This is a genomic window from Cedecea sp., from assembly GCF_036500665.1.
Lineage (GTDB): Bacteria > Pseudomonadota > Gammaproteobacteria > Enterobacterales > Enterobacteriaceae > Cedecea.
On the sequence record NZ_DASYBS010000132.1, the window covers coordinates 1 to 19343 of the forward strand.

Annotated in this window: 21 protein-coding genes; 12 read left to right on the forward strand and 9 right to left on the reverse strand. The window is 55.0% G+C overall.

Going from position 1 to position 19343, the window contains the following annotated elements; all coding sequences use genetic code 11:
* Positions 1-272 precede the first annotated feature (272 nt).
* A complete protein-coding gene (locus VGM55_RS21140) occupies positions 273-1352 on the reverse strand; it encodes an oxidoreductase (RefSeq protein WP_331636583.1) in 1080 nt (359 codons plus the stop codon).
* 176 nt (positions 1353-1528) lie between these two features.
* Here VGM55_RS21140 and VGM55_RS21145 point away from each other — a divergent pair, with 176 nt between their 5' ends.
* The 4 genes from VGM55_RS21145 to VGM55_RS21160 are packed head-to-tail and all read left to right on the forward strand — an operon-like array spanning position 1529 to position 6366.
* Positions 1529-3034: a sugar ABC transporter ATP-binding protein gene (locus tag VGM55_RS21145; protein WP_331636584.1), complete on the forward strand. Its 1506-nt coding sequence runs from the start codon at positions 1529-1531 to the stop codon at positions 3032-3034.
* Entirely contained in the window at positions 3031-4026 is a 996-nt protein-coding gene (locus tag VGM55_RS21150) for an ABC transporter permease (RefSeq protein WP_331636585.1), read from the forward strand. Before VGM55_RS21145 ends, VGM55_RS21150 begins: the two co-directional genes overlap by 4 nt.
* 27 nt (positions 4027-4053) lie before the next feature.
* Entirely contained in the window at positions 4054-5118 is a 1065-nt protein-coding gene (locus VGM55_RS21155; protein ID WP_154187869.1) for a sugar ABC transporter substrate-binding protein, read from the forward strand.
* Positions 5119-5127: 9 nt separating this feature from the next.
* Positions 5128-6366 (forward strand): LVIVD repeat-containing protein, encoded by a 1239-nt coding sequence (locus VGM55_RS21160; protein ID WP_154187870.1) that lies wholly within the window; start codon positions 5128-5130, stop codon positions 6364-6366.
* Positions 6367-6420: 54 nt separating this feature from the next.
* Here VGM55_RS21160 and VGM55_RS21165 read toward each other — a convergent pair whose 3' ends face one another.
* From VGM55_RS21165 to VGM55_RS21185, 5 genes are read right to left on the reverse strand one after another with little or no spacing between them, the layout of a single operon-like run.
* Positions 6421-7743 carry an NtaA/DmoA family FMN-dependent monooxygenase gene (locus VGM55_RS21165; protein ID WP_331636586.1) on the reverse strand — a complete coding sequence of 441 codons (1323 nt, stop codon included), beginning with the start codon at positions 7741-7743 and terminating at the stop codon, positions 6421-6423.
* Between the two features lie 45 nt (positions 7744-7788).
* Positions 7789-8688 (reverse strand): ABC transporter substrate-binding protein, encoded by a 900-nt coding sequence (locus VGM55_RS21170; RefSeq protein ID WP_331636587.1) that lies wholly within the window; start codon positions 8686-8688, stop codon positions 7789-7791.
* 37 nt (positions 8689-8725) lie between these two features.
* The gene (locus VGM55_RS21175; protein WP_154187873.1) at positions 8726-9394 is read right to left on the reverse strand and encodes an ABC transporter permease; all 669 of its coding nucleotides are present in this window, start codon (positions 9392-9394) and stop codon (positions 8726-8728) included.
* Positions 9394-10023 (reverse strand): ABC transporter permease, encoded by a 630-nt coding sequence (locus VGM55_RS21180; protein ID WP_154187874.1) that lies wholly within the window; start codon positions 10021-10023, stop codon positions 9394-9396. The genes VGM55_RS21175 and VGM55_RS21180 overlap by 1 nt, the downstream gene beginning before the upstream one ends.
* The gene (locus VGM55_RS21185; RefSeq protein ID WP_331636588.1) at positions 10016-11095 is read right to left on the reverse strand and encodes an ABC transporter ATP-binding protein; all 1080 of its coding nucleotides are present in this window, start codon (positions 11093-11095) and stop codon (positions 10016-10018) included. The genes VGM55_RS21180 and VGM55_RS21185 overlap by 8 nt, the downstream gene beginning before the upstream one ends.
* Before the next feature lie 261 nt (positions 11096-11356).
* On the opposite strand from VGM55_RS21185, the gene VGM55_RS21190 reads away from it, so the two are divergent.
* The gene (locus VGM55_RS21190) at positions 11357-12373 is read left to right on the forward strand and encodes a S66 family peptidase (protein WP_154187876.1); all 1017 of its coding nucleotides are present in this window, start codon (positions 11357-11359) and stop codon (positions 12371-12373) included.
* Here the strand turns inward: VGM55_RS21190 and VGM55_RS21195 are convergent.
* On the reverse strand, positions 12367-13287 hold the full coding sequence (locus VGM55_RS21195) for a LysR family transcriptional regulator (protein WP_331636589.1): 921 nt from the start codon (positions 13285-13287) through the stop codon (positions 12367-12369). The genes VGM55_RS21190 and VGM55_RS21195 overlap by 7 nt on opposite strands.
* A 185-nt stretch (positions 13288-13472) precedes the next feature.
* Between VGM55_RS21195 and VGM55_RS21200 the strand changes: the two genes are divergently transcribed.
* Positions 13473-14090: a LysE family transporter gene (locus tag VGM55_RS21200; protein ID WP_154187878.1), complete on the forward strand. Its 618-nt coding sequence runs from the start codon at positions 13473-13475 to the stop codon at positions 14088-14090.
* A 41-nt stretch (positions 14091-14131) separates the two neighbouring features.
* Here VGM55_RS21200 and VGM55_RS21205 read toward each other — a convergent pair whose 3' ends face one another.
* Complete coding sequence (locus VGM55_RS21205) at positions 14132-15337, reverse strand: M24 family metallopeptidase (RefSeq protein ID WP_331636590.1); 1206 nt, start codon at positions 15335-15337, stop codon at positions 14132-14134.
* A gap of 264 nt (positions 15338-15601) precedes the next feature.
* Here VGM55_RS21205 and VGM55_RS21210 point away from each other — a divergent pair, with 264 nt between their 5' ends.
* The 3 genes from VGM55_RS21210 to VGM55_RS21220 are packed head-to-tail and all read left to right on the forward strand — an operon-like array spanning position 15602 to position 17141.
* On the forward strand, positions 15602-15778 hold the full coding sequence (locus VGM55_RS21210) for a type II toxin-antitoxin system CcdA family antitoxin (RefSeq protein ID WP_331636591.1): 177 nt from the start codon (positions 15602-15604) through the stop codon (positions 15776-15778).
* 46 nt (positions 15779-15824) lie between these two features.
* Positions 15825-16676 carry an AraC family transcriptional regulator gene (locus VGM55_RS21215; RefSeq protein ID WP_331636592.1) on the forward strand — a complete coding sequence of 284 codons (852 nt, stop codon included), beginning with the start codon at positions 15825-15827 and terminating at the stop codon, positions 16674-16676.
* A gap of 57 nt (positions 16677-16733) precedes the next feature.
* Complete coding sequence (locus VGM55_RS21220) at positions 16734-17141, forward strand: DUF2000 family protein (RefSeq protein ID WP_331636593.1); 408 nt, start codon at positions 16734-16736, stop codon at positions 17139-17141.
* Between the two features lie 54 nt (positions 17142-17195).
* Here the strand turns inward: VGM55_RS21220 and VGM55_RS21225 are convergent, their stop codons facing one another.
* Positions 17196-17453: a helix-turn-helix transcriptional regulator gene (locus VGM55_RS21225; protein WP_331636594.1), complete on the reverse strand. Its 258-nt coding sequence runs from the start codon at positions 17451-17453 to the stop codon at positions 17196-17198.
* Positions 17454-17558: 105 nt separating this feature from the next.
* Between VGM55_RS21225 and VGM55_RS21230 the strand changes: the two genes are divergently transcribed.
* The 3 genes from VGM55_RS21230 (at position 17559) to VGM55_RS21240 (ending at position 19151) form a co-directional block, all read left to right on the forward strand.
* Positions 17559-17789, forward strand: coding sequence for a helix-turn-helix transcriptional regulator (locus VGM55_RS21230; RefSeq protein WP_331636595.1), 231 nt, complete (start codon positions 17559-17561; stop codon positions 17787-17789).
* A gap of 94 nt (positions 17790-17883) precedes the next feature.
* Positions 17884-18168 carry a helix-turn-helix transcriptional regulator gene (locus VGM55_RS21235; RefSeq protein WP_331636596.1) on the forward strand — a complete coding sequence of 95 codons (285 nt, stop codon included), beginning with the start codon at positions 17884-17886 and terminating at the stop codon, positions 18166-18168.
* A gap of 56 nt (positions 18169-18224) precedes the next feature.
* Positions 18225-19151 carry a hypothetical protein gene (locus tag VGM55_RS21240; protein WP_331636597.1) on the forward strand — a complete coding sequence of 309 codons (927 nt, stop codon included), beginning with the start codon at positions 18225-18227 and terminating at the stop codon, positions 19149-19151.
* Positions 19152-19343 lie beyond the last annotated feature (192 nt).

Sequence of the window (19343 nt, forward strand, 5' to 3'; positions counted from 1 at the left end):
ATGACCCAACTCAGGCGGGGTTGAGCTGTCGGGAACAGCGAAAGAGAGCGATCGTCGGGAACGAATCGCGAACGACCCCGAATGTTTGGGTGATAGCCGGTGGGTTTACCGCTTTAGCGGCGATGAGCTTGCCGGGCGCCGGGGGTGGTCAGGGGGCATGGCGTAATGCCACCTGACACGTTCACCGTCTCTGAACATGCAGGGAAAGTAGATCTACGGGTGAACGTAACCTTAGCCGCCCCTGCATAATCGAGACTATTCGAAATGCCCCCCTACAACCCTTCCACTTTCTCCAGCGCCGCCAGAAAACTCTCTGGCGACAGCGCCACCGGCAGCGCGTGAATAGACTCTCCCGCCTGCAAAGAACGGGCAATCACCTTATCCAGGTCGGCACGATGTTGAATATCGACATCCAGCTGCGCCAGTTTTGTGGGCAAATTGAAACGCTTATACGCCTGCGTGAGCTGTGCCAGAACGTCGTCCTGCCCCAGCAGTGCGCTCTGCACCAGAATCCCGTAGGCCACTTTTGTGCCGTGCAGGAAACGATCGGTTTGCGGCAGCGTCGTCAGGCCGTTATGTACGGCATGCGCGGCGGCAACGCGGGTATAGCGTTCGCCCAGGCCCCCCACCATACCGCCTCCGGCAATAATCGCCTCGACCACATCCAGAAACGCCTGGCTTAGCTCACCGCGGTTTTGATCTTCCAGCGCCTGCTCGCTGCTCTGGAGCAGGACGTCGCGGATAGCCAGCGCGGCCCCAATGCCGAGGCGCACCGTGAGCGGCAAATTTTCCGGCTGCGGGCTAAGCACCACCGCTTCATACCATTTCGCCAGCGTGTCGCCGATCCCCGCCAACAGGTACTCCTGCGGCGCACGCAAAATGATCCCCGGCTCCACCAGCACCAGATGGTTTGCATCGTTGAAAATCTCAAAGCGCAGCGCCTGCCCGGCGTCGTTGTACCACACGGACAGCGGCGTCCACGCCGCGCAGGTTGCCGCGATGGTCGGGATCGCCACCGCTGGCGCATTCAAACGACGGGCCACCACTTTCACCGTATCCAGCAGCGCGCCGCCGCCGATGCCGATCACCACCTGGCGCTCACCGGACTCGGCTACTAGCTTCTGCACATCGCTTTCGCTGCAGTGCCCACCAAACTGAATATGCTTCGCGCCCGGCAGTGAAAATGCCGCAGGCAGGTAAGGACGCGCAGCCTCGAAAGCACGCTGGCCGTAAATCCACACCGCATTATTAAGCTGTTCTTCGCTGTAAAACTCGGTCAGGCGAGCAAGGCTGCCTGGATGAGAGTAGTAGTTGGCAGGGCCGGTAACCACGCGGATAGCGGTGCTGGTCATGATGCATTTCCTTTTCTTCGCTGGCGGGATATATTCTATACCGATGATATGTCCAGACATCTGGACGGCTAATATTATTTTGCTTTATCTTATGCCTTTTCATTCATTGCCCGCAACCCAGAAGGCCGCTAAAAATTCGACAGATCAATTCATTAAATCCGGAAACCGCCGCCGCCATGACCACGCTTAACCGCCTTGAGATGCGGGATATTTCCATCGCCTTCGCCGGCTTTAACGCGCTGAGTCGGGTGAACTTCCGGCTGGACGGCGGTTCGGTACATGCGTTAACCGGCGCAAATGGTGCGGGCAAGTCGACGCTGATGGCGGTGCTATCCGGCGCTCACGCCCATTATCAGGGCGAGATCCTAATAGACGGCGAAGCGGTGACAATCCGCAGCCCGCGTGACGCCAAACTGCTGGGCATTCACCTGGTTCAGCAGGAGGTCGATGTTGCGCTGGTGCCCGGCCTTAGCGTGGCGGAAAACATCATGCTCGATAAGCTGGCAGAGGCGGGTCATTTCTATCGCTGGCCACAGATTTATCAGCAGGCACGCGCCGCGCTTACCCAGCTCGACGTGGTAATAGACGTCAAAAAACGCATTGAGCAATGCACCCTGGCGGAAAAACAGCAAATCCTGCTGGCGCGGGCGCTCTCTCATCACTGCCGTTTTCTGATCCTCGATGAGCCCACAGCCCCATTAGACAGCCAGGAAAGCGAACATCTTTTCCGCGTCGTGCAGAGGCTGCAGCAAAATGGCATCGGCGTGGTGTTTATCTCCCATCGCATTCACGAGTTGAAGGCGATTTGCGACCGGATGACGGTGCTGCGCGACGGCAAACTGGTTGACAGCGGCCCGATGGGACACCTTAGCGGCGAAGAGATTGTCGAGAAGATGCTGGGCCACCAGCTGGACGATATTTACCCTCCTCGCCGCCCGCCGGTTGAGGGCGGCACGCTGCTGGCGGTGGAAGGTCTGCATGACGATGCTCTGCTGCGCGACATCTCGCTGCGGCTGCGTAAGGGCGAAATTCTGGGCATCGCGGGCCTCGCCGGCGCCGGGAAAACAGAGCTTTGCAAAGCGCTGTTTGGCGCCACCCGCAGCACCCTTGAGCGCGGCGAATTAAAAGGCAAAAGCTGGCGCCCGACTGACCCGGCAGACTCGGTTACTCGCGGCGTTGTGCTGGTGCCGGAGGAGCGCCGCAAAGAAGGCATTTTTATCGACGAGTCGGTCACCATGAATCTCGCCGTCAGCGCGGACAATCAGTTTTCTCGCTGGGGGCTGTTCGATCACCGTAAAGCAAAGCGCTGGGCGGAAGAGACGATTAAGCAGTTGGGGATCCGTACCAGCGGCCCGGCGCAAACCCTGCGCCGCCTCTCCGGCGGTAATCAGCAAAAAGTGGCCATCGGCAAATGGTTGCGCAACGAAGCCGACGTGCTGATTTTTGACGAGCCGACCAAAGGCGTGGACATCAAAGCCAAAACCGATCTCTTCGTGCTGATTGACCAGCTGGCTCGCCGCGGAAAAGGGGTGATTTACGCCTCCGGCGAATTTGCCGAACTGGTCGGGTTGTGCGACCGCATCTGCGTATTGTGGGACGGGCGCATCGTCGCCGAGCTGGACGGCCACCGGGCCACAGAAGAAACCTTATTACTCTACTCCACCGGAGGAACACCCGCGTGAGCAAAGCATTATCCCTTAAGGCCAACGTTTCAGGCCGCCAGCAGCTTTTTGACTTTCTCTACAAATGGGGGATGTTGCTCACCGTGGTCGCGCTGGTAGCGCTGTTCGGCATTGCCTCCGACAGCTTCCTTGAGCCGAACAACATCATCAACATTTTGCGCTCCATCGCCATTGTGACGGTGATTGCCATCGGCGTGTCTATCTCGCTCACCGTGGGCGGGTTTGATTTGTCCGTGGGCTCTACCGCTTCGCTGGCTAACGCGCTGGTGATTTCGCTGTTTGTCTGGCACGGATTCGGCACTACCGAAGCGATTCTCATCACCCTGGTGCTGTGTACGCTGGTCGGGCTGTTTAACGCCTTCCTGATCGTGGTGCTGAAGATTCCGGACATGCTCGCTACGCTTGCCAGCCTGTTTGTGATTCAGGGCGTGGCAATGACCTACAGCTACGGTGGGTCAATTACCGAAAACATGGTGTTGCCGAGCGGCGATATGGCCGAAGGGACGATTCCGGCGGCCTTTGGCCTGCTGGGACAGGTGCCGACCATCGTCATCATCATGCTGGTAGTGACGCTGGTTGCCCAGCTCGCGCTGTCTCTGACCAAACATGGACGCAGGATGTACGCCATCGGCGGCAACCCGGAAGCGGCTCGTCTTTCCGGCATCCGTACCACTCGCTATCGCGTGGCGGCCTACGTTCTGGCCTCGCTGCTTGCGGGCTTGGGCGGCATTCTGCTCGCCTCACGCATCGGATCTTCTCAGGTCAACGCCGGTGGTGGCTACCTGATGGACGCCGTAGCCGCGGCCTGGATTGGTTTCTCTCTGGCAGGTTCCGGCAAACCTAATGCGCTTGGCACCCTGGTCGGGGCGGTGATTCTGGGCGTGCTGCAAAACGGATTGGTGATGCTCTCCGTGCCCTACTACGCCATGGACATTATTAAAGGCCTGGTGCTGGCTGCAGCGCTGGCGATTACATACATACAACGACGCTAAAACAACACTTCACACAGGGTAACGACCATGAAAAAACTGACGACTTCACTGCTGGCGCTTAGCCTGCTTGCCGCGCTGCCTGGCCATGCTGCTACACCGACCCCGGTACCGGAAAAAATTGCCGCGCACGACGGCCCGGTTCGCATCGCCGTTATTCGTAACCTGGGTTCCGACGACAACACCACCCAGTTTGTCGCCGGGGCGGTTCAGCAGGCCAAAAAGCTGGGCTTTAAGGTCAGCACGTTCCTGAGCAACGGCGACGACGCACGCTTCCAGGACTTTGTGAACCAGGCCATCAGCCAGAAGTATGATGGGATTATTCTTTCCCAGGGTCGTGATCCTTACTCTACCGAGCTGGTGAAAAAAGCCGTGGCCGCAGGCATTGCGGTGTCGGTGTTTGATACCGCCGTCAATGGCACTATTCCCGGCGTGACCGTGACCCAGCAGGACGATGCTTCGCTGACCGGCCTCTCCTTCGGGCAACTGGTCAAGGATTTCAACGGCAAAGCCAACATCATCAAGCTGTGGGTTGCGGGCTTCCCACCGATGGAGCGCCGCCAGGCCGCCTATCAGGAGCTGCTGAAAGCCAATCCGGGCATTAAAGAACTGGAGTCCATCGGCGCGGTGTCCTCCGACGTGCAGGGTGACACCGCGAACAAAGTGGGCGCGATACTGGCGAAGTATCCGAAAGGCAAGATCGACGCTATCTGGGGCACCTGGGACGCCTTCAGCCAGGGCGCCTATAAAGCGCTGCAGGAAAACGGCCGCACCGAAATCAAACTCTACAGCATCGACGTTTCCAACCAGGATATTCAGCTGATGCGTGAAGCCAATAGCCCGTGGAAAGTCAGCGTGGCGGTGGATCCGAAGCTGATTGGCGCCACCAACGTGCGCCTCGTCGCGTACAAAATTGCCGGGGAACAAACGCCCGCAACCTACGACTTTAAAGCGGCCGCCATTCCTCAGGCGCTGCTGGCCAGCCAGCCAGGCCCAATAAACGTGGCTTCTCTGGGCAAAATCATTCCAGGCTGGGGCCAGACCGACGACTTTATCGCGCCGTGGTTTGCCACTCTGGAAGCTAAAAACAAGTAAGGAATGCCAATGGCACTGCCACAACCCGAATACAGCCGCAATATGCGGCTTATCGGCCACAGCGATCAGGGGGGAAAACCCGACGGAGTGCAGCTGATGGTGCATCGCGGCTATGCGTACATCGGCCATATGGTGTCGCAGGGCTTTTCGATTGTCGACGTTCGTGACCCCAAAAATCCGAAAGCAGCGGGCTTCGTGCCTGCCCCGCCGGGCACATGGAATATCCATCTGCAGGCGCACGACGACCTGCTGCTGGTGATTAACGCCCGCGACCTGTTCGCCGACGTGCGTTTCGCCGACGAAAAGGTTTACTACACCAAATCGGTCGGCGAAACGGTACGCGACGTGCAGGACAAAGGCTGGAGCGCCGGATTACGCATTTTTGATATCTCCACGCCGGACAAACCTAAGGAAATCAGCTTCCTGTCGCTAAGCGGCATCGGCATTCACCGCTGCTGGTATGTGGGCGGCCGCTGGGCTTACGTTTCGGCGCTGATAGACGGCTTTAGCGACTACATCTTCCTGACCATCGACCTCGCCGACCCGCGTAACCCGCAGGTTGCAGGTAACTGGTGGCTGCCGGGGATGAACACCGCGGCAGGCGAGCAGCCGACATGGCCGGAAGGTAAACGCTATGCGTTACACCACGCAATTATCAGCGGCGACACGGCCTATGCCAGCTGGCGCGACGGCGGCCTGACGCTGCTGGACGTGTCTGACCGTACGCAGCCGCAGCTCATCAGCCACCGCAACTGGAGCCCGCCGTTTGGCGGCGGTACGCACACTGCGCTGCCGCTGCCAAAGCGCGACCTGTTGGTGGTACTCGACGAAGCGGTGCTGGACAACCAGGAGGACGGCGAGAAGCTGATTTGGCTGTTTGATATTCGTGACCCGTCGAACCCGGTCAGTATCTCCACATTCCCGCAGCCGGATGAGATTGATTATGTGGCGAAAGGCGCACACTTCGGCCCGCATAACCTGCACGAGAACCGCCCCGGCAGCTTTATTAGCGACACGCTGATTTTCGCCACATATCAGAACGCAGGCGTCAGGGCTTATGATATTTCTAATCCGTACCGTCCGGTAGAAACGGCGGCGCTGGTTCCGGCTGCGCCGGAAAAGATGATGGATACCCGCCCCGGTCGCCCGCGCGTTATCCAGTCCTGCGATGTGTTTGTAGATGCTCAGGGAATGATCTACAGCACCGACTATAACGGCGGGCTGTCGATTATTGAGTATCTCGGATAGCTTTCCCTCACTCTGCCTCTCGCCGCCGAACGTACAGGACGAGAGGCAATCCCATCATTTACGGCTAAACTGATTCACCGCTGGCGGCAGCCCCAGCTTCTCGCGTAGCGTTCCGGGACGATAAGCCTGCTGCATCACCCCGCTCTTCTTCAGGATCGGCGCAACCTGGTCGATAAAGTTATCAAAATCTACCGGCAGGAACGGGAACATCAGGTTATAGCCGTCAACCGCTCCGGCAATGAACGCCTCACTTAAGGTGTCCGCCACCTCCTGTGCCGTACCGATCACCAACCAACTGTCGGAGCTTTGAAGCAGTAATCTTCCCAGCTCCAGCACCGTCAGCGCCGGATCGTAACCTTTGATTATCTGCAGGGCGGTGCGCAGCCCGTCGAAGCCGTTTTCTTCCGGCAGCGGCGCGTGAGGATCGTATTCCCCCATATCCATCCGCAGATAGGTGCTAAGAAGATCCAACGCCATCTGGTCGTTCATCAGCGTTTGAATAAGCTTCTGGCGCTGCGCTTTTTCTTCCGGCGTATTCACCACTACCGGCAGCACGCCGCCGAGGATCTTGAAGTGCGCCGGAGAGCGCCCCAGCTCACGCAGCCGCCGGTCCATATCCGCGCGGTACGCCAGGCCCTTCTCAATATTGCTCATAAAGACAAAGTGGATATCTGCCTGAGCGGCGGCCAGCTGCTTGCCGGACTCGGAAGACCCCGCCTGCACCACAATCGGGTGGCCCTGAGGCGGGCGCGGCACGTTAAGCGGCCCGCGCACCTTAAAGAATTTGCCTTCGTGGTTCAGGGGATGCACGCGCTCGGGGTCCGCAAAGTAGCCGGTCTGCTTATCGATCAGCACCGCATCGTCTTCCCAGGAATCCCACAGTTTGCGTACAACGTCGATAAACTCGGCCGCCCGCTCGTAGCGCCTGCCGTGCTCCGGCAGCGTGTCCAGGCCATAGTTAGCGGCCTCTTCCGGCAGCCAGGAGGTGACGACGTTCCAGCTGGCACGCCCCTCGCTCAGAAAGTCCAGCGAGGCAAAATAACGCGCCAGGTTATACGGCTCGGTATAGGAGGTTGAGGCGGTTGCCATCAGGCCGATATTTTCGGTCGTTGCCGCCAGCGCCGCCAGCAGCGTAATCGGCTCCAGACGCGGGTTAGCATAATGCGGAATGCCGCTCGGCACCGTATCCCAGATGGCAACGTGATCGGCAATAAAAATATTGTCGAGGGTTGCCGCCTCGGCTTTACGCGCCAGCTCGGCGTAATACTTCAGGCTGAAAATTTCTTTACCGGGAGCCTCAGGGTGCCGCCATGAAAAGCGGTAATCGCCCTGAGGGTTAAAGAAAAAAAGATTAAAAATGGCGGTAGCTTGCGACATGTCGGGATACTCGTAGTGAAATGGCCCTCCCTGGCCGGGGACTCTTTATTTAGCGGCCAGTTTCTCTTTTACCCACTGGTCGGCAACTTTAGCCGGATCTTTATGATCGACATCCACCAACTTGTTCAGCTGGATTAAATCTTTGGTGGTTAACTTAGCGGAGATGCTATTGAGAATTTCTTCGACCTTCGGCGAAACGGCGCCTTTATGGGTCAGCGGCACCAGGTTTTGCGCAGGCTGTTCGTGCTTGTCATCTTCCAGCACGACCCATTTTTCCTTCAGCAGGTCGCCCTGGGTAGAAACCAGCGTGGCGACGTCAATCTTGCCGGAGTTCAGCGCCAGGCGGCTCAGCGGGCCACCGATATCCAGCGACTTGAAAGATTTGAATTTGATACCGTACACGCGCTCCAGGCCCGGCAGGCCAAGGGCGCGAGTGGCAACTTCTGGCGGGCCGCCAACCACCAGCTCAGGTGCAACCTTCGCCAGGTCGGACAGCGTTTTCAGGTTATATTTTTTGGCCGTCTCTTCACGCACGCCCCATGCGGTAATCGACGCGGCCGGAGAAGGGTTCAGCAGAACCAGATCCGCAGGCAGCGCCTGCTTCAGCTCCTCAGAAACTTCCTGCTCGGTGGTCGACTTGCTGCCGCCGTGATAGTAGTTAAGTAGCGCGCCCAGGTATTCCGGCACCACGTCCAGCTCGCCGGTTTTCAGCGCCGGAATAATGATTTCGCGGTTACCGAGGTTCAGGCGAGTTTTGACATCGATGCCCTGCTGCTTCAGCGCGCTGGCGTAAATGTTAGCCAGTATCGTTTGTTCAGAGTAGTTCGCCCCGCCGATGGTGACGGTTTCCGCGTGAGCGGCAAACCCTGCGCTTGCCAACCCTGCGGCCAGTAATGTAATCCGAAAGCCCTTACCTGCCGTGGATAACCAGTTTTTTATCATCATAACCCTTCTCTCTTTTATGTTGTGTTGTGCGCAGGTCTTAGCCTGCCGTTGGCACTGCAAAATTGAACCAGCGCTTCGCCACCTGCGACATCAGCAGTTCGCAGCCAATCGCCAGCAATGAGATAACGACTGAACCGGCGATGACCTGCGGGTAATCACGCTGTCCGAGACCATCGATAAGAAAACGCCCTAAGCCATCCAGCCCGGCATAGGCTGCTACCACGGCGGTAGCGATAAGCTGCAACAGTGAGGTACGAATACCGGCAAAAATCAGCGGCATCGCCAGCGGAATACGCACTTTCAGCAGGCTTTGCAGCGGCGTCATGCCCATCGCTTTGGCGGCATCACACAGCGTTTGATCGGCATGGCTGATGCCGACGTAGGTGTTGGTCAGCATCGGCGGAATGGCTAGCGCCACCAGGGCGATAAACACCGGCACGTCGTTAAAACCGAGCAGCATGATGCACAGCAAGATTATTCCCAGCGATGGAAACGCCTGGCCGATGTTGAACAGGTTGATCGCCAGAAAGCCGCCGCGCCGCCAGTAGCCCAAAAGGATGCCGAGAGGCTGGGCGATAAGCGCGCCAATCACCAGGCTAATCAGCACGTAATAAAGGTGTTCTGCGAAGCGATGCCAGATACCGAGGTCGCCGCGCCAGTGGTCGGCCTGCAGGAACCACAGCCAGGTGTCATGGAGAATGTTCATCAGCGCGTCCACCCGGTCAGGCTGTACCCCAGGCGGGCGATCAGCAGGTCAAGAACCAGCGACAGCACCAGGCTCAGCGCCAGGCTGACGAGGATCGGCGTCAAAAAGTTTTGGTTAAACCCGAGGATCATCAGCTGACCCAGTCCACCCTGGCCGATAAGCGCGGTGACGATAACCAGCCCGACCAGCGTGACCGAAGCGATACGCAGCCCGGCAAACAGCGCGGGCAGGATCAGAAACAGTTCAACCTCGAGAAAGCGACCGAAGCGCGTATAGCCGAGCGCCCTTCCCGACTCCAGTACATCGGCTGGCAGTTTCTGCATACCGGCCAGCACGTTACGCAGCAGGATCAGCAGCGAATAAAGCGTCAGGCCGATAACCGCCGTGGTAACGGACAGCCCGGTCCACGGCAGCAGCAGAATAAACAGCGCCAGCGACGGGATGGTAAACAGCACGCCGCTCAATGAGATCAGCGGGCCGGAGAGCGCGGGCCAGACGATGGACAGCAAAAGCATCGCGGCGGTCAGCAGCGTACCCATCGCCAGCGATATCAGTACCATCTGCAAATGCTGCAGCATCAGCTCGCCTATCATCTCGAGGTTGTCGGTCACCCATTGCCAGTCAATCATTGCGGTGCAGCTCCTGATGGCGGTTAAGCGCGTCGCTCAGCACGCCGCTATCGATAGCGCCCGCGTAGTGGCCTTCCGCCGTCACGCGCACCAGCACGCCCTGCGGTACGTCCAACAATGTGCTGTAAACATGGCGCAGCGACTGCCCTTCTTCGGCAATACGCACCGCGGCCTGCTGCCCGTTTTCCTGCCAGTGCAGCGGCCGTCCTTCGGCGTCCAGAACCAAAGCTCGCTGCTGCCCGAGCAGCGGATGCTCGCCCGATAGCGGCACGCCATCGTGAGTGAGAACCGGCACATCGTGGCGCGGCAGGTCGCCGACCCGCATCATGCCAAGGCGTTTGAGGTTCGGTTCCGGGCCGATGAAGTCGCGCACAAAGTCGCTGGCGGGCCAGGAAAGAATGTTGTCTGGGGTATCGAACTGCGCGAGGTGCCCGCCTTCACGGAAAATGGCAATGCGGTCGCCGAGGCGAATCGCTTCGTTGATGTCGTGAGTGACCAGAATAATAGTTTTGTGCAGCCGGGCCTGAAGCTCCAGCAGGTCGCCCTGCAGCTTGTCCCGTACCACCGGGTCGATGGCGGCAAAGGGTTCGTCCATCAGCAAAATTGGCGGGTCCGCCGCCAGCGCGCGAGCAATAGAGACGCGGCTTTGCTGCCCGCCGGAAAGCTGGTGCGGGTAACGCTTGAGCACTAAAGGGTTGAGCGACATCAGCGCCACCAGCTCGTCGATGCGGCGGGAAATGGCTCGTTTGTCCCAACCTAAAAGACGTGGCACGGTGGCAATGTTTTCCGCGACTGTACGATGAGGAAACAGCGCCGGGCTTTGCATCACAAAGCCAATTTTGCGGCGAATCTGAATGATATCAGCGCGGGAGAGCGGTTCCCCCTGAATATAGACTTCACCGCTGTCCGGAATGTCCAGCCGGTTAATCATTCTCAGCGTGGTGGTTTTCCCGCAGCCGCTGGGGCCAACAAAGGTGCAAAACTCCCCTTCGTTGATGGTCATATTCAGCGAGTTGATCGCGTGCTGCACATTGCCCGGATAGATCTTATTGATGTTTTCTAGTTGAATCATGATGCTTCTGCACTTCCTCATACCGCGCAATTTTGCCCTTCGGGCTTATACGTTTCAGCACACGTCGGGGCAGTATTGCAGAGTCAAATGCGTTCACAAATTCAACATGATGCTAAGAATTGCCGGAAAATAACTATAGATCGAAAGACAATTACACCTATAAAAACAAAGGATTAATTATTTACCCTGAGTTATTGGAATAACTATTGTGGCAACACTTCTTCGCACTATTATTTAAAAAACAATAAGGAGAATGACGCCATGCACCAGATTTATGCCCGCCCTTTAACCCCCGGCGATACGCTCGCGGTGTTTTCCCCCTCTTCCGCCGCCACCGCTTTTGCGCCGCAGCGCTACCAACGCGCGAAGGCTTTTATCGAGTCAAAGGGGTTTTATTTGCAGGAAGGCAGCCTGACGGGCAAAAAGGATTTCTGGCGTTCTGGCTCCATTCGCGAGCGGGCGGATGAGTTTAATGCGCTGCTGCATGACCCTAACGTGCGCTGCATTATTTCGGCCATCGGCGGCTTAAACAGCAACTCGCTGCTGCCTTATATCGACTACGCACAGCTGATGAAAGATCCCAAAATTATCATCGGCTATTCGGACGTGACCGCGCTGCTGGCCGGCATCTATCAGAGAATTGGGCTGATTACCTTTTATGGCCCGGCGGTAGTCGCTTCTTTTGGCGAACTCCCTCCCCTTGTCGACAGCACGTTTGAGTATTTGCTCAATATCCTCAGCCGGCCGCAGGCGTTGCCGTACACGCTGAGTCAGCCCGCAGAATGGACCGAGGAGATGCTCGACTGGGAAACGCAATCCCGGGCGAAGACCCTGCGGCCAGGTAGCTGGCGCTTCGAGGGCTCGGGCAACGTGGAAGGCCGCGTCATTGGCGGCAACCTGAATACGCTTTATGGCATTTGGGGCAGCGAATACATGCCCGATATCAACCGGGGCGATATTCTGTTTATTGAGGACAGCCTGCATAGCGCGGCGGAGCTGGAGCGAGAGTTTTCCCATCTTTTACTGTGCGGCGTGTTCGACCGCATCGCCGCCATTGTGCTCGGCAGGCACGAGCTGTTTGACGACCAGGGCAGCGGAAAAACGCCGCTGCAAATCCTGAGGGAAGTGCTGAATGGCCGCGAGATCCCAGTCGTGTCCGATTTCGACTGCTGCCACACGCACCCAATGCTGACGCTCCCGCTCGGCGTGCGGATGCGCATCAACTTTGACTTTCAGACCATCTCACTGACCAGCCAATGGCTGGAAGCCGATCAGTAATCGAAAGCCAGCATGCCCGAGCGCCAGACGCTGGTCGTGCGGATCAGCGCCTTATCACGCAGGAAGTTAATCAGCGTGGCGATCACTTTGTCATGACGCAATTCCGGGCGCGTGACGATAAACAGATGGCGGCGCAGAGGCTGGGGCAAATCCAGAATGCGCATATTCTCCGGCACCGGCAACACCGACAGCCACGGCATAATGGAGAACCCCAGGCCCTGATTCACCAGCCCGACAATGCCGCTGTCGCTGGCCAGCTTATGCACCACCTCATTACGCAGCCCCATCTCACGGCAGCGCTCCACGGCGGGGCTTAATGTATTGGCGTTCGGCTGGATAAACGGCAGGTTTTCCAGTTGATGCCAGCTAAAGGGCTGCTGTAACCGAAAGCTGCGGGGCAGCATCAATACGTAAGGGTCGCTGATGTACGGCACGCCGTGCAGCAAGTCCGGGTAGCCCTGAATGGTAATGCCGATGTCCGCCCGCCCGGACACCACCGCGTCGTTGAGGTGATGGTATTCCGTCGCGCTGTCATCAATATCCAGATGGATATCGGGCAAGGCCGTGGCGAGCGCTTCAAAATAAGGCGGCAGCAGGTTCGCCGTCGCACTGCGGAAGCAGGCTACCCGCACACGCCCGGCAAGCTGTGGCGCTTCCGCCGCCGTCTGCTCAATGCCGTCCAGCAGCTGCATGATTTTTTTAGCATCTTTGAGGATCTGCGTGCAGGCGGCAGTCGGCACACAGCCGCTGCGCGAGCGGTGCAGCAGGCGCACATTCAGATGCTGCTCCAGCTCGGCAATGGCATGGCTGATGCGCGACTGCGTACAGCCCATTGCTGCGGCTGCGGCGCTGAAACCATTGTTTTCAACTACGGCTATCAGCATTTCCAGCTGATTAAGCTTTATTCCGGCCATATTTTCAGTCAGTTATTGGAAAGGACAGGCTTCGACAAATCGAATTTCTTCATAGATAAGGAAAACATATCACGGTTTTCGGTTGCCGCCTACCGGCCTTCCTTCCCATCATAAAGCCAGCCAGTACGGCGCATAAAAGCAAGAACGCAGCACCTGAACCAAGCACTTTTAAGGAAAACCTGAGCATGCCCGGCATCATCCATTACGGCACCTTTGTCGTCTCTTTCATCCTGCTGTTAATCATTCCCGGCCCCGGCAATCTGATCCTGATCACCAGCGCCAGCAAAGGCGGCGCGCGCAGCGGCTATCTCTGTCTGATGGGGATTTTGCTGGGTGACCAGGTGCTGCTGTGGCTGGCTATCGCGGGCGTGGCGGCGCTGCTTGAGTCCTCGCCTCACGTTTTCCAGGTGATTAAATGGCTGGGTGCCGCTTACCTGCTGTGGATGGGCGCGCAACTGCTGATGAAGGCGAAAACCGGCGCGCCGCCGCCGCCGGTGACCGGCAAAAGAACGCCGTTTTTACAGGGCATGGCCATCACCCTGATGAACCCCAAACCTATTCTGTTCTACGTGATGTTCCTGCCGCTGTTTATCGACCCGGCGCGCAGTCTGGGGATCCCGACCTTCGGGATTCTGGCGGGCACAGCGGCCGCGCTGACCTTTATCTACTGTTCGATAATGATCTTCCTGACGACTTCGCTTGCCGAGAAGGTCCGCACCCGCCCCGGCATGGTTTATATGCTGGAAAAAGCCACCGGCCTATTCCTGGCGCTGTTTGCCTTTAAGCTGGCATTTTTTAGCTGAGGGCAAAAATAAAGGGGCATCTTAATGCCCCCTGATTAAGCTTACCCGAAGCGCCGTAATTCTCGGGGTAGCTGGCTAAACAGCTCATAGCCGTCGTCGGTTATCAGCAACATATCTTCCAGCATGATCGCCCCAACGCCAATGCCGTAGTAAGGCGTTTCCACGCTAAAGACCATGCCAGGCTCGAAGGTTTCGGTTGCCGCCGCGCTAATAAAAGGTGCCTCTTCCAGGCCCAGGAACAGCCCATCGCCATGCCCTAAATGGCCCCGGTTATAATGGGGCAAGCCGCTGGCTTTGATTTTGCTCATCGTGTCGTTAAACACATGACTGAGCTTCACACCCGGGCCAATCAGGCTCAGCATGTGTTCGTGGCCCTGCAAAATGGTCTGGTAAATTCGCTCAGCCATTGCCGTTGGCTGCCCGAATACCACGGTACGCGCCAAATCCGCGCCGTACCCGGCTACGTCCACGCCGCAGTCAAACTTGATTAAATCCCCCGGTTTAACGGGTTCACGGCTCGGGATGAGTTTAGGCGCAAAATCATCGCCCACCGAGATCAAATGGAAGCGCGAAAGGTTGGTTTCCGGGTGCTGCATCACGGCCGCTTTATAGGCGGCGGTGAGATCCCACGCCGAACAGCCTTCGCCAATCTCTTTAAGGGCTTCACCGATCCCATACTCGGTAATCTGCGCACTTTTACGCAGGAAGGCTATCTCCCACGGGCTTTTGACCATTCGTAGCTCATTGAAGATTGCCGTGGAATCCACCAGCCGTAAATTCGGGATCGTCTTATCCAGGGTCTGCTTGCCGCCATTGCTCATCACATTCAGCTCGATAGCGATGTTTTTATCCAGCACGCCCGCATCCGCTAAAATGGACTTGAGCAGCGTGAAAACAGCTTCGACCGGCGGGCCAATCGGCCGTTCTTTAATCACCCGCTGCGGGTTGAAAGGCTCATCGACATCCACCCAAACCGGGAAGGTCTTCAGTTCATAATTCGCCAGATCAAACTGCAGGCCTGCCGCCTCGAACTCGTTCATCACGATCAAAGAAGGCAGCTTTTCATCCCGGAATATAACCGCCAGCGCCGCGCCGGTGTGACGAAAGGTGTACATAAAGAAACTGGCAAACCCGGTCACATGGCAAAAGTTGTCCGGAGTGGTCACCACCAAAGCCTCTATATTGTTACGGGCCATGATGGCTCTGGCTTTGGCCGTGACCGCCTGGAGATGATCTGCTTTATTCATGGTGCTCGTTACCTCAGTCTTGTTTTACTTTTGCCGTAGTCAGGCCGCCAGATGTTTTAGCAGATCAACCGGGATTTATATAGCGGGCTTATGGTGGGAGATTTTGCAACCTCTGGCCGGCGGGAACTTTCTGCTGGAGAAATCGTAGTAGCGTTCCCTGAACGACCTGGCTTTATGGTGGTTTTTAGCTAAACGACACCGCAATATCCAGCGTATGTGGTAGCTTTCATTACTAAGATAAAATGGCTGCAAAAGGGAAATTACATGTCCGACATAGACAAAGCCTCCCCTTCCGTGGACAGCGAACCGCTAGCTAGTCAGGATGAAGAGTTCGCTTTAATAAACGCAAAAATACAGCTTGAGAATATTCAAGCACTTGAATATTTAAACCAGCTAACTGAAGAAAATGGAATGCTATCTGATAGCTATCGGACATTTTAACTTTTGAAAACTGGTTTTCTTCTCAATAGCTAACGAGACCAGATGGATGACAACGCGCGACAAAACGAGCAGCAGAGACTGGGTTGATATCAACCGTGATGAAGAGAGCGGCATCGAGAGCATTAACGCCCATTTCTCCGGCCACGCTTATGACGCGCACGACCACGACGAAGTGCTTGTCGGCATCACGCAGCAAGGGCTCCAGCGCTTTAACTGCCACCGCACCACGCACACCAGCCATCCGGGCAGAGCCATTCTGATTGAACCCGGCGCGGTGCACGACGGCCACGCTCCCGAAGCAGAAGGCTTTACCTACGCGATGCTCTACCTGCCGCAGGCCTGGGTGAGCGAGAATATGCAGCGCCGTGGGTTGGGCAATATCGCCACGCTGGAAGCCGCCTTCCATAACACCCTGGCGGACGACCCGCAGCTCAGTATTGCTATCCAGCAGGCATTTTTTGCCGTCCACCATCGCGAAGGCCGACTCGCCCGCGACCAGACGCTCGACCATCTTGTCGCCCTGCTTTCCCGCCACATCAGCATCAGGCCGCCTTCGGCCTCAAACGATGCGCTTCGGCAAATGTATGAGGTCAGGGATTTTCTTCACGATCGTATGCACCTGGACATCGGTCTGGACGAGCTCGCGCTGCACTCCGGCATCGACAGGTTCCGACTCAACCGCCAGTTTAAGCAGGCTTTTGGCCAGTCGCCTCACGCTTATCTTGTGCGGCTGCGCCTGCGCACCGCCCGTGCGCTGCTGGCCCAGGGGAAGGAGCCAGCTCTGGTCGCCTCACAAACCGGATTTGCCGACCAAAGCCACATGGGACGCTGGTTCCAGCGCGCCTATCGCCTCTCCCCTCTCGCCTACCAGCGCCGCTGCACAAACGTTCTATACTGACCGCCCTGCCATCTTCGATGATGCTTTCTCAGAAAAATGAACGGAGAAGCAGGACAGATGTTTGATACCAAAATTGCCTTTATCGTACGCGACGATTTACCCACCTGGCAGCGCCTGAACGTGGTGGCTTTTCTCGGCACCGGCGTGGCCGCCGCCTCCCCGGAAATCATGGGTGCGCCTTATATAGACGCGAAAGGCCGCGAATACGGCAATTTGTCCGGCCAGCCGATGCTGATTTTCGAATCCGACCTCGCCGGGCTGCAAACCGCACACCGCAAAGGCCTGGAGCGCGAGCTAACCCTGATCCCGTACGTGCACGCCATGTTTTCCACCGGGCATGACGCAGCCAACCGGGAAGTATTCAGAGCAGAAGATGCCGACAGCATGAACCTGGTCGGCCTGGCAATGCGCGGCCCGAAGAAGGTGGTGGATAAGGTGATTAAGGGGCTGGCGCTGCATAAGTAACATTAGGATGTTGAACAGGTCAGTTTCTTCAGCGGAACCGACCTGTTTTTACGATCAGTCACAGTGGGAGTGAATATTACCCTCTTCCACCGCACCTGGATTCAAAGCCGGATAGCGCGAAGGCCAAATCTCTTCCGGCTGCTTGCCCAGCGCTTCCGCAATAAGCCGCTCCCCCTTCGGCCAGCGTCGGGTTAACGCGTTTGCAAGCGTCGAAGACGCCAGCCCGGAGTCCCTGGATAACGCCGCCAGCGATGTGCCTTTCTTCCTGATGCCAGCGATGATATCCGCCGGATGCCAGTCCTGTGCTTTCATACAACCTCCTTTGATGTTGACTATAAGTCACATCATAGCACATAAATTAACGCATGTGACTAATAGTCCGTGGACTCATAAGCATCAAAACAAGATGCTGATCACATGAAAACATCCAATTCAATCCAGGCCCAGCTGGGACAACGTGTTAAGCAACTGAGATTGCAAAAAGGTCTCTCTCAAGAAGCCCTTGCAGAAAGATGCGGCTTGGATCGTACTTATGTCAGTGGAATTGAACGCGGCGTTAGAAACCCCACTCTGGAAGTGCTTCACATCATTGCCATTGGTTTAAACATCGATCTTGCCAACCTGTTTGTATTTTCCGATCCCATCTAATCTTTAAATCTCAGTTCTCATAACAGTAAAACAATTCATAAATGTGACTCATAGTCCGTGGTCTGATAAGCAACGAAGGATAATGCTTATCCGCATGGAAAATACAAAAAATATCACAGCTCAATTTGGGCAAAGAGTTAGAAAACTTCGCCTAGAGGCGGGGTTATCTCAGGAAGGCTTTGCGGATAAATGTGGCTTAGATCGTACTTATATCAGTGGGATCGAGCGCGGAGTTAGAAATCCGACGTTGGAGGTGATTGCGGTGATTGCTGTGGGGTTGGATTTAAATTTAAATGATCTTTTTGATTCACTTACGGTAACGTTAAATAAAAATCACGACATCATAGCTTACAACGACATGAAAAATCAGCGTAAATAAATTTCTAATAAAAATAAAAAACATTCATTCAAAATCCATTTTGAAACAGGAAAATAATGAGTCAATTTCACAAATCATTTAAAAAATCAAAATATTCAAAAATTACCAAAGATAATAAAAGTGATAAAATCATATTCAATGAAATTAATGAAATGCACGCGTCAATATTAGAGATAAGCAAATATTCATTTGAAGTGAAAAAATTATGTATAACTACCATTGGAGTTTTCAATGGTTTTCTTTTATCTAATTATAACTTTAAAAAACCAATTGACATTGACAATGAGAAAATCATATCCATCACTTTATGCATTACGTTTATAATAACAATATTGTTTCATATAGCCGATGCCGCCACCTATTTTTATCAAAAAAGTAATAGAGTAAGGCAAAACAAATATAAAAATAAAATATTAATAAAAAATAACCTATCACCCATTACCACTAAAAAGTCAAACTGGTTCTCATCATTATTCAATAACAGCATGATTATTTATTTCGTAATCTATGGAATCATTCTATTTTTGTCATCACTTATATCAAAAACATTATCACCTGCTATAATATATACATTACTATCAATTGCAATCGCATATTACAAATCAAACAAAAAACCAAAAATATTCGTTAGCTATACAACAAGAGATCATAAAATAGATATTTACCTACTAGAACACCTTTCTGGAATAATAAAAAAACATGGTTTCATTTCTTATATAGATATAATAAACAATGATAGCAACAACAAACAAGAAAGAGTGTATGATGAGCTTCTATCTGCTGATGCTATGATTATTTTTGGTTCTGATGGCTATTCAAAATCAAAGTGGGCATTGGAAGAATATAAAATCGCGAAGAAAACAGAAAAGGAAATAGTCATAATACAGCACAATGATGACAGACATCAAATAGAAGATAAAATAAAAAAACTGCACTCGAAGACAATCAAATTTAACTTAATGAAAAAAATAAAACACAAATAACCGACTAAAAACATCTTTAAATTTATATTTTAAAATATAAAAAGCCCGCATCAGCGCTGAGGGATCCCCATAAATCAGCGCTAATAAACCAACACCATATTTCGGTAGGTTTTGGCGAGGTGATTAAGAACGGTGCTCAGCACCGTTTGCTTTAAAATTAGCGGGGAGTGTCTTAAGACATTCTCCGCTAAC

Bases quoted from the DNA above. Each gene is read 5' to 3' on its own strand.
- VGM55_RS21140 (WP_331636583.1), bottom strand. From the start codon at position 1,352: ATGACCAGCACCGCTATCCGCGTGGTTACCGGCCCTGCCAACTACTAC.
- VGM55_RS21145 (WP_331636584.1), top strand. From the start codon at position 1,529: ATGACCACGCTTAACCGCCTTGAGATGCGGGATATTTCCATCGCCTTC.
- VGM55_RS21155 (WP_154187869.1), top strand. From the start codon at position 4,054: ATGAAAAAACTGACGACTTCACTGCTGGCGCTTAGCCTGCTTGCCGCG.
- VGM55_RS21160 (WP_154187870.1), top strand. From the start codon at position 5,128: ATGGCACTGCCACAACCCGAATACAGCCGCAATATGCGGCTTATCGGC.
- VGM55_RS21165 (WP_331636586.1), bottom strand. From the start codon at position 7,743: ATGTCGCAAGCTACCGCCATTTTTAATCTTTTTTTCTTTAACCCTCAG.
- VGM55_RS21170 (WP_331636587.1), bottom strand. From the start codon at position 8,688: ATGATGATAAAAAACTGGTTATCCACGGCAGGTAAGGGCTTTCGGATT.
- VGM55_RS21175 (WP_154187873.1), bottom strand. From the start codon at position 9,394: ATGAACATTCTCCATGACACCTGGCTGTGGTTCCTGCAGGCCGACCAC.
- VGM55_RS21180 (WP_154187874.1), bottom strand. From the start codon at position 10,023: ATGATTGACTGGCAATGGGTGACCGACAACCTCGAGATGATAGGCGAG.
- VGM55_RS21185 (WP_331636588.1), bottom strand. From the start codon at position 11,095: ATGATTCAACTAGAAAACATCAATAAGATCTATCCGGGCAATGTGCAG.
- VGM55_RS21190 (WP_154187876.1), top strand. From the start codon at position 11,357: ATGCACCAGATTTATGCCCGCCCTTTAACCCCCGGCGATACGCTCGCG.
- VGM55_RS21195 (WP_331636589.1), bottom strand. From the start codon at position 13,287: ATGGCCGGAATAAAGCTTAATCAGCTGGAAATGCTGATAGCCGTAGTT.
- VGM55_RS21200 (WP_154187878.1), top strand. From the start codon at position 13,473: ATGCCCGGCATCATCCATTACGGCACCTTTGTCGTCTCTTTCATCCTG.
- VGM55_RS21205 (WP_331636590.1), bottom strand. From the start codon at position 15,337: ATGAATAAAGCAGATCATCTCCAGGCGGTCACGGCCAAAGCCAGAGCC.
- VGM55_RS21210 (WP_331636591.1), top strand. From the start codon at position 15,602: ATGTCCGACATAGACAAAGCCTCCCCTTCCGTGGACAGCGAACCGCTA.
- VGM55_RS21215 (WP_331636592.1), top strand. From the start codon at position 15,825: ATGACAACGCGCGACAAAACGAGCAGCAGAGACTGGGTTGATATCAAC.
- VGM55_RS21220 (WP_331636593.1), top strand. From the start codon at position 16,734: ATGTTTGATACCAAAATTGCCTTTATCGTACGCGACGATTTACCCACC.
- VGM55_RS21225 (WP_331636594.1), bottom strand. From the start codon at position 17,453: ATGAAAGCACAGGACTGGCATCCGGCGGATATCATCGCTGGCATCAGG.
- VGM55_RS21230 (WP_331636595.1), top strand. From the start codon at position 17,559: ATGAAAACATCCAATTCAATCCAGGCCCAGCTGGGACAACGTGTTAAG.
- VGM55_RS21235 (WP_331636596.1), top strand. From the start codon at position 17,884: ATGGAAAATACAAAAAATATCACAGCTCAATTTGGGCAAAGAGTTAGA.
- VGM55_RS21240 (WP_331636597.1), top strand. From the start codon at position 18,225: ATGAGTCAATTTCACAAATCATTTAAAAAATCAAAATATTCAAAAATT.